This window comes from Reinekea sp., from assembly GCF_046710285.1.
In the GTDB taxonomy this organism is placed as follows: domain Bacteria; phylum Pseudomonadota; class Gammaproteobacteria; order Pseudomonadales; family Natronospirillaceae; genus Reinekea.
On the sequence record NZ_JBKEGY010000049.1, the window covers coordinates 1 to 7,662 of the forward strand.

Consider the following 7,662-nt stretch of genomic DNA (forward strand, 5'->3'; position numbering starts at 1 on the left):
CGGTGTTGGTGCGGGGTTCTTTAATCAAATACCTGAATCCGATGGTGTTGTGCGTAGCGCTCCCTTAGTTATTCGCTACCAAGATGAATTGTATCCAAGTTTAGCGTTGAAAACGCTGGCCCACTTTTTAGATGACAGCCCAATTATTGTGCAAGCATTGGGCGGTTATATAAATAAAGTGATTGTCGGTGATTTAATTATTGAAACCAATGAGCAAGGTGGCTTGCCAATCAATTATCGTGGCCCTAAAAATACGATACCCACCTTCAGTGCATTAGACGTGCTGCAAGGTAAGATTCCTCAAAGTGCGTTTGAAGGTCGTATGGTTTTGTTAGGTTCAACGGCCATTGGTGTCTTTGATTCGCATTCAGCGCCGTTTGGCGCAGAGTTTCCGGGGTTGGAAATTCAAGCCAGCGTTATTGAAAACATAGCGATGGGTGATTCATTGCATCGAAACGCTAATCATAAGTTAATCGATATAGTGACTATTTTGTTGGGTTGTTTGATCATTGCTGTGGTGATTCCATTTACCTCGCGTTCACCAACACGGGTGCTGTTTTATTTAACACTCATCTTTGTTCTTCTATACGGTAACTATTTTGTTTTTTCTACTTTTAATCACTGGAATAATCTCTTCTACCCCATGTCCAGTTGGACTTTGTGTTTTGTTTTGATCATGTTATATCAAGGTTTTATGGTTGAGGCTCGTTATTCACACGTTCGTTCTGCGTTTAAGCACTATTTATCTCCCGCCTTAGTTGACCAACTAACGGCAAACCCCGATTTATTAAACTTTGGTGGTGAAGAAAAAGAGCTGAGCATTTTGTTTAGTGATATCCGCAGCTTTACTAACTTATCGGAAACGGTGACCCCGAGTGAATTGTCGCGCTTCTTACAAGCCTATATGGACCCGATGACCGATTGTGTTTTAAACAACAATGGAACTTTAGATAAGTATATTGGCGATGCGGTGATGGCTATTTTTGGTGCGCCGGTGCCGTTTGCAACGCATCCAATTGATGCCTGCCAAGCCGCGGTAGATATGATCGAAGCGCTTGAATATGTGGTAGATCGTGTACCCGATTTAGAGCGATTGTTTCCGGTTAGAGCGGGCATTGGTGTGCATACCGGAACAGTCGTTGTCGGCAACTTAGGATCTAGTCAGCAGTTTAATTACACGGTAATTGGCGATGCCGTGAACTTGGCGGCACGTATTGAAAGCTTAACCAAAAATTACGGCGTCGACATTATGATCAGTGATGTCACCTATGAACGTGTCAAGGAACATTTTGTTTGCCGAGAATTAGACCGAGTGAGAGTGAAGGGTAAGCAAGAGCCAGTCGATTTGTATGAGTTGCAAGGCAAGCAAGTGTCTGTAGCGCAAGCTGACTTTAATAGCCAGTGGCAGTTGGCGTTAATCGCTTACCGCCAGCGCAAGTTTAGCGAAGCTTTGGCGGCTTTCAGTGCGTTAGACCAAATGCAGCCGAAAAATGTAACTTTGCAGCTTTATTTAGAGCGTTGTGAGCATTTTATAACTAACCCAGTCGCCGATGACTGGGATGGCGTTTACACCCATACCTCTAAATAGGCACTGCGGTGGTGTACTTAATGCGCTCCATCGCGAAACTTGAACTTACATCTGCTAGCTTAACTTTGCTGACTAGGTTTTTATAAAACTCATCATAAGCTTTGATGTCTTTCACCACCACGCGAATCAAATAATCTACTTCACCACTCATACGATATGCCTCCACCACTTCAGGCAATGAATCTAACGCGCCATAAAACTGTTCAATCCATTCATCATTGTGTTGATTGGTCTTAATAAACACAAACACATCGATGCCTAAGTCGAGCTGTTGACGATTGAGTAAGGCGACACGTTTCTCTATGTAGCCATTGGCTTCTAAGTTTTGAATACGACGCCAGCAGGGGCTTACCGTTAAATTAATACTTTCAGCGATGTCAGCAACTGAGGTAGAGGCATCTGTTTGTAGCAGGTTTAAAATCGCCTTATCGGTGCTATCTAACATAATATTGCCTTATATATTCACTTTATAGAAAAATATACCCCTAAAGTACGATAATGTCGAAATAATGGCCGTATTTTTCTATTTCATTTGGCCTAAACTAGTGTTAATTAACCAATTAATTTAAGAAGTTAACATCTATGTCTATTCAGCCACTTAAAAACTCAAACGATGTCGAAACCATGTGGCAGCGTATCCACGAACAGATTATTGGCGAAAATGATGATCGGCTGTACGCCGATTGGACCGCCAGTGGCCGTTTGTACCAGCCGATAGAAGATCGTATTTCAAATACGGTAGGTCGCTATATGGCCAATACCCATACCGAAGAAAGTGTTACTGGCCGCACCATGACGCATTGGTATCAAGAGTCAGTTCAACATATTAAGAAACATGTTAATGCTAACTCAGAAGATGTTCTCATTAGCGTCGGAAATGGCATGACAGGTGCATTAGCCAAGCTGATTCGTATGCTAGGTTGGTGGGCACATGAAAATCATAAAACATCAGCTCTTAGTTCCATGGATGATCGCCCATTGGTCTATATAACCCACCGGGAGCATCACTCTAATCAGACTATGTGGTTAGAGAGCCTAGCTGAGTTGCGTATTATTCCTTCGTTGGCAGGCGATTACATAGATATAGAATGGTTAGAAAAAGATTTAGCCAAAGAAGCTCATCGTAAAGTCAAAGTCGCTTCGATTACGGCAGCCTCAAATGTCACGGGGATTGTCACTCCGTATCACAAAATTGCTCAAATAATGCATGAGAATGGCGGTCTTTGTTTTGTCGATTTTGCCGCATCTGCACCTTATGTTGATATAGATATGCACCCAAGTGAACTTGAATCGCTTGATGCCATTTACTTCTCACCGCATAAGTTTTTAGGTGGGCCGGGCACCAATGGCGTACTGGTTTTTAACGGACGGTTATATACCAATGATGTACCTGAATTACCGGGCGGTGGCACAGTGGTTTGGACGAACCCATGGGGCGAACATCGGTTTGTTAGTGATGTTGAACAACGCGAATCTGGCGGTACACCAGGTATATTGCAAACCATTAAAGTGGCGATGGTGGTTAAATTAAAAGAAGAAATGGGCGTCGAAAACATACTCGCCAAAGAAAAACTGATAAATAGTGAATTTTTTGCGCGACTGCATGGCATTGAGGGCGTTCAGGTGTTATCAGGGCATCATCGTGACCGGCTTAGTATTTTTTCAATTATTTTCGAGCAAGTTGATTATCATCAGGCGGTTACTATTTTGAGCGAGCAGTATGGTATTGAAACTCGTGGTGGTTGCGCCTGTGCAGGTACTTACGGGCACCATTTGCTGAATATAGATCATTGTATGTCGAATAAAATTACCGATGAAATCAGTGAAGAGCATCAGGAGAGCAAGCCGGGCTGGGTTCGCGTGAGCTTCCATCCGTCTATGTCCATTGCTGATGTACATCGAATAGCCGATGCCATAGCGGAAGTGGCCACTGGCAAAGCAACGAATACAAATAGCTTAAATTTCGCCCCTGTGCCTAACATTTGGCAAAGCTTGTTGAGTTGACACTGGGTTTAACAGTAAGCTAGTGGCCATTATTTTTTTTGAGAAGACATTATGGCCACCTTTACCCTTGCCACTGCCGATTCTTTAAAAGCTGCCCTCGAACAACAAGAAGATGTGTTAACCGCGAATCACGCAACGCGATTGCACCGTGCTATTAGCTGGTTAAAAAGTGCCGAACAAGCACAGAGTATCGATATTGAATTTATCTCGCTATGGATTTCGTTCAGTGCATGTTTTTCTGTCGATGATCTTGGCGATGAAACACTGGAAGCTCACGCATCTTTTCAGCAGTTTATCGAACTTATTGTGAATAACGATTCCGATAACAAAATATACAGCTGTTTGTGGGAGGAGTATTCCGGTCATGTTAAATCGCTGGTGAAAAATCCGTTTGTATTTCATCCATTTTGGGTGGCTCAACGCAACGGAACAAACTTCTGGCAAGAAGAATTTGACCAATCTTCAATTAAAGCCCTTAACGCTCTAAGCCGTAAGCGAGTGCCAGAATTGTGCTCGATTGTTTTAGATAGACTGTTTGTGTTACGAAACCAAATTATTCACGGCGGCGCAACCTTTGAAGGCCGCGTTAACCGTGAACAAGTTCGAGACGGAGCAGGGCTGTTGGGCACCTTAATGCCCTTGTTTATTGAGATAATGCTAACCGCTAATGATGAAGCTTGGGGTGATGTGCGCTACCCCGTTATTAATCGTCATTAATTAGTATTGGCTAACTGAGCAAAGGCATCGCGGGTAAAATTAACCGGCGTATCGCCTTTGATCAAAACGTTATCTTCAATGCGAATACCACCAAATGGCTTCAGCGTTTCAATTAACTCAAGGTCACAACCATGGTCTTCTATATTGGCTTGCATGTGCTCGAGTAGCATGGGAATAAAGTAAAGCCCAGGCTCAATAGTGATCACCATACCGTCTTCTAGGCGGCGCGTTAAACGTAAGAATGGCGCTTCTTCCGGTGAGGCTTTAAGAGTTCCTTCAAGGTCTTGCTGTTTGCCGCCAATATCATGTACTTGCAAACCCAGTAAATGACCAATGCCGTGCGGGAAAAACACTTGCGGTATGCGTTTTTTCAGCTGGGTTTCAACATCGTGTGAGCAAATACCCGTCTCGTGCAAAATAGTTGCAATGCCGGTTAGGGATAAATGGTGTACGTCTGAGTAATCTCTACCGGCTGTACAGGCCGCGCACAGCGACAGCTCTAACGCTTCCATCTTTTCAAGCAAAGTAGCAAACAAGCCTTTGTCATTTGTGATGGTGCGGGTGATATCACTGGCATAGCCGTTTGTTTTTGCACCAGCGTCAATGATTAAGGTATTGTGCACCTCTGGCGCGGTTCGTTGCTTTTGTTCATAGTGCAAAACAGCAGCAAATTGGTTCAACCCAACAATGGCACTGTAAGGTTCTTCTGATTGCATTTGCTGGCTGGCCACTAAAAAGGCTTGGTGAATATCTACTTCACTTTTACCATCAAAAAACGCTTTCTCTGCAGCAATATGGCCTTTAACCCCATCAATGTTAGCCTGAATAAGTTGGTCAATTTCCCATTGTGTTTTATAGGCGCGATTATAAGCAAGCGCATTAACGATATGGCTAGGATTTACAAAACCTTCTAGAACTTCGGGCAGGTTATTTGGATCGTTAGATATTATAACGTTGTTGGGCGGTAAGTGTAGCGCCCACTCAGAAGAGGTAGCTGCTCTGATGTCCCAGTGTTCTGTCCAACTGCCTTTGGGTGCATTTGGAACCACGTGCCAAAAGTCTTGTTTGGCAGGCCAATACAGCACCGGTTTTTGACCGGGTTGAATTAATATCCAAGTATGCGGATCTACATCGTAGGGTAGCCATTGCTGTGCAAAAGGTGCGGGTTTAAAAGGGTGACTTAAATCGTCATCGGCATAATAAGTTAAGCCGCCACTGTGAATTAAGATGGCATCCAGATCATGTTTCACACATAAGGCATCATACCGCTCTTGTAAGGTTTTTAAGTGTTGTAAATAGTTTGGCATGACGAACTCCCGAGTGAATGATATGCTCAATGGCGGGAGTGTAGCCTAGTTCGATTCGATATGTCATGTTGCCCGACTTCGAACGACCCAATAACAAAAAACAACCAACTGAAGGTGTAATTGTACGAGGTCTATTTTAGACCTAGCTCGTCGATGTTCACCAAATAATAAGAAAGGATAAACCGAGAGTGAAGAGCTTTATATTAAAAGTAGGGTTGGCGTTACTTGTAATCATAGTTGCGTTAGCCGCTTACTATAAAACAGAATTGAAGCAGTTGTATCACACCGTCCGATTATTTCATGCCGATGTTATTGTTCAAAATTTCTCACAAATGGAAACTTTGGCCCCTTCGGTCACCATTGCACGTACAGAGCCGGTTATTGAATGGGGCTCGGCACCTGCGGAATTACCTGAAACCTTTTTGTACGAAGGGGAAGAGGTTGATCTAAACCAATGGTTGGAGGAATCAAGCTCGACTGCGTTAGTGGTCATAAAAGGTAACGATCTTGTATATGAAGATTACTTCCAAGGGACAGGAGAGTTTGATCCGCGTATTTCTTGGTCAATGGCTAAATCTTTCTTGAGTGCTATTTTTGGTGTCGCTGTTTATGACGGCCTGATCCCAGACTTAAATGCCCCAGTAACAGATTACGTGCCTAGCCTCATTGGCTCTGGTTATGAAGGCGTGAGCATTAAAAATGTGCTGCAAATGTCTAGCGGTATTCACTTCAATGAAGACTATAGTGATTTTAACAGCGACATTAATCGCTTTGGTCGCATCATGGCGCTAGGCGGTAGCTTTGATGACTTTGCTGGCTCATTTTCAAGCAATAGAGAGCAGGGCACGTACATGCATTATGTCAGTATTGATACGCATGTTATCGGCATGGTATTAAGAGCCGCTACGGGTAAATCAATCGTTGAATATTTTGATGAAAAGCTTTGGTCTAAACTGGGTTCAGAGCGCGATGCAATTTATGTCACCGATAGCCGTGGTGAGCCGATGGTACTGGGTGGCCTAAACCTTATTTCACGTGACTACGCTCGCCTTGGTAAGCTGTATCGCGACTTCGGTTTTTATAATGACGAGCAAGTCATACCAGCGCAATGGATAGAAGACAGTATTACACCCGACGCCTCTCACCTTATGCCAGGTAAGCGCACTAGCTCAAGTACCAGCCTAGGCTATGGTTACCAGTGGTGGATTCCTGAGAATGCCGACCAAGAATTCTTTGCCTTGGGTATTTATGGTCAATACATTTATATCAACCGTGCCTTAGATGTGGTGATTGTTAAAAACAGTGCCGATATCGGCTTTATGGATAGGGTTCCAGATCCTGACTATCTCGCTATGGCCGCGTTTAGAGCCATTGCAAATTCAATTAGCGATAAGGAATAAAACGTATGACTGATTATAGCGTTACCGGTGGCTGTCTTTGCGGTGAAGTAAAATTTAAAATTACTGGCCACCTAAACTTATTTCAATATTGCCATTGCTCAAGGTGCCAAAAAGTAACAGGGACAGCCTTTGCGACAAACCTGTTTGTAAATGAAGATCAGTTTGAATGGTTAAGCGGCGAAGACAAATTAACTCAGTTTAAGTTGCCCGATGCAAAATATTTCAGCACTTGTTTCTGTCGAACCTGTGGGTCAAATTTACCTTGGCAACCAACGGGCACAACAAGGCGTGTTGTCCCTGCGGGTTCATTAGATCAAGACCCAGAAATAAAGCCAGCGCAGCATATTCATTTTGCATCCAATGCACCGTGGCACATTCATAATGATAGCTTGCCGACCTTTGATGAAATGCCGCCCAGAAAGCCAAAGTAAAGTTTGCTTCGAATTCGGGTGTATCGCTAAATTTTAGTCGATACCCTGTTGTTTAAAAGTTGTGACGCCAATCGCGATCATAAAAAACACCACCGCCATTGCCACAATGGCAGGGCCGGTGGGGGCATCAAAGTGCCATGAACCTGCAATACCCAGCCAAACTGAAAGTATGGCAATAATAGTTGCTAGTACACCCATTTGCTCAGGTGTTTTAG

At 43.6% G+C, this 7,662-nt stretch carries 8 protein-coding genes; 5 read left to right on the forward strand and 3 right to left on the reverse strand.

Features of this window, described 5'->3' with window-relative positions; all coding sequences use genetic code 11:
- A partial coding sequence (locus ACI882_RS18010) for a CHASE2 domain-containing protein (RefSeq protein ID WP_411748590.1) occupies positions 1-1,588 on the forward strand: 1,588 nt, incomplete at its 5' end.
- On the opposite strand, the gene ACI882_RS18015 is transcribed toward ACI882_RS18010, so the two are convergent.
- Complete coding sequence (locus ACI882_RS18015) at positions 1,581-2,033, reverse strand: Lrp/AsnC family transcriptional regulator (RefSeq protein WP_411744207.1); 453 nt, start codon at positions 2,031-2,033, stop codon at positions 1,581-1,583. The genes ACI882_RS18010 and ACI882_RS18015 overlap by 8 nt on opposite strands.
- A 137-nt stretch (positions 2,034-2,170) precedes the next feature.
- Between ACI882_RS18015 and ACI882_RS18020 the strand changes: the two genes are divergently transcribed.
- Together ACI882_RS18020 and ACI882_RS18025 are read left to right on the forward strand one after the other, a co-directional pair.
- A complete protein-coding gene (locus tag ACI882_RS18020; RefSeq protein ID WP_411744208.1) occupies positions 2,171-3,592 on the forward strand; it encodes an aminotransferase class V-fold PLP-dependent enzyme in 1,422 nt (473 codons plus the stop codon).
- A 51-nt stretch (positions 3,593-3,643) separates the two neighbouring features.
- Positions 3,644-4,309 carry a hypothetical protein gene (locus ACI882_RS18025; RefSeq protein ID WP_411744209.1) on the forward strand — a complete coding sequence of 222 codons (666 nt, stop codon included), beginning with the start codon at positions 3,644-3,646 and terminating at the stop codon, positions 4,307-4,309.
- Here the strand turns inward: ACI882_RS18025 and pepQ are convergent.
- Positions 4,306-5,616 (reverse strand): Xaa-Pro dipeptidase, encoded by a 1,311-nt coding sequence (pepQ, locus tag ACI882_RS18030; protein ID WP_411744210.1) that lies wholly within the window; start codon positions 5,614-5,616, stop codon positions 4,306-4,308. The two genes, ACI882_RS18025 and pepQ, sit on opposite strands and share 4 nt — an antisense overlap.
- Before the next feature lie 188 nt (positions 5,617-5,804).
- On the opposite strand from pepQ, the gene ACI882_RS18035 reads away from it, so the two are divergent.
- Together ACI882_RS18035 and ACI882_RS18040 are read left to right on the forward strand one after the other, a co-directional pair.
- The gene (locus tag ACI882_RS18035; protein WP_411744211.1) at positions 5,805-7,016 is read left to right on the forward strand and encodes a serine hydrolase domain-containing protein; all 1,212 of its coding nucleotides are present in this window, start codon (positions 5,805-5,807) and stop codon (positions 7,014-7,016) included.
- 5 nt (positions 7,017-7,021) lie between these two features.
- Positions 7,022-7,447, forward strand: a complete 426-nt coding sequence (locus ACI882_RS18040) for a GFA family protein (RefSeq protein ID WP_411744212.1) — start codon at positions 7,022-7,024, stop codon at positions 7,445-7,447.
- A gap of 33 nt (positions 7,448-7,480) precedes the next feature.
- Here ACI882_RS18040 and ACI882_RS18045 read toward each other — a convergent pair.
- On the reverse strand, positions 7,481-7,662 hold a 182-nt coding region (locus ACI882_RS18045; protein WP_411748591.1), incomplete at its 5' end, for a metal ABC transporter permease.

What these genes read in the sequence shown, in the direction of transcription:
- ACI882_RS18015 (WP_411744207.1), bottom strand. Translation starts at nt 2,033, where the DNA reads ATGTTAGATAGCACCGATAAGGCGATTTTAAACCTGCTACAAACAGAT.
- ACI882_RS18020 (WP_411744208.1), top strand. Translation starts at nt 2,171, where the DNA reads ATGTCTATTCAGCCACTTAAAAACTCAAACGATGTCGAAACCATGTGG.
- ACI882_RS18040 (WP_411744212.1), top strand. Translation starts at nt 7,022, where the DNA reads ATGACTGATTATAGCGTTACCGGTGGCTGTCTTTGCGGTGAAGTAAAA.
- pepQ (WP_411744210.1), bottom strand. Translation starts at nt 5,616, where the DNA reads ATGCCAAACTATTTACAACACTTAAAAACCTTACAAGAGCGGTATGAT.
- ACI882_RS18025 (WP_411744209.1), top strand. Translation starts at nt 3,644, where the DNA reads ATGGCCACCTTTACCCTTGCCACTGCCGATTCTTTAAAAGCTGCCCTC.